Origin of the sequence: Streptomyces sp. AB3(2024) (assembly GCF_041862025.1) — a bacterium.
GTDB lineage: Bacteria > Actinomycetota > Actinomycetes > Streptomycetales > Streptomycetaceae > Streptomyces.
This window is the reverse complement of the sequence record NZ_JBGWAB010000339.1, coordinates 1-509: the sequence shown is the minus strand read 5'-3', so window position 1 is coordinate 509 and position 509 is coordinate 1. Positions and strand designations below refer to the sequence as shown.

Here is a 509-nt window from a genome sequence, read left to right as displayed (position 1 = left end):
TCGTGGAGGTCCTGTTCGACGTAGGCGCGGGTGAGGGCGGCGCCGCCGAGGATGACGGGGTAGTCGGCGGCGAGCTTGCGCTGGTTGAGCTCCTCCAGGTTCTCCTTCATGATCACGGTGGACTTGACCAGGAGACCCGACATGCCGATGACGTCGGCCTTGTGTTCCTGGGCGGCTTCCAGGATCGCGGAGACCGGCTGCTTGATGCCGATGTTGACGACGTTGTAGCCGTTGTTGGTCAGGATGATGTCGACGAGGTTCTTGCCGATGTCGTGGACGTCACCGCGGACGGTGGCCAGCACGATCGTGCCCTTGCCCTCGTCGTCCGTCTTCTCCATGTGCGGTTCGAGGTAGGCGACGGCCGTCTTCATGACCTCCGCCGACTGGAGGACGAACGGGAGCTGCATCTGGCCGGAGCCGAACAGCTCACCGACGACCTTCATGCCCTCCAGGAGGGTGTCGTTGACGATCTCCAGGGCGGGCCGTGTCTGCAGGGCTTCGTCGAGGTC

Annotated in this window: 1 protein-coding gene; it reads right to left on the bottom strand. The window is 64.2% G+C overall.

Going from position 1 to position 509, the window contains the following annotated elements; translation table 11 throughout:
* Nucleotides 1–509 (bottom strand): cobalamin-dependent protein (locus ACEPPI_RS40660; protein ID WP_373920262.1); only part of this gene is annotated, 509 nt, incomplete at both ends.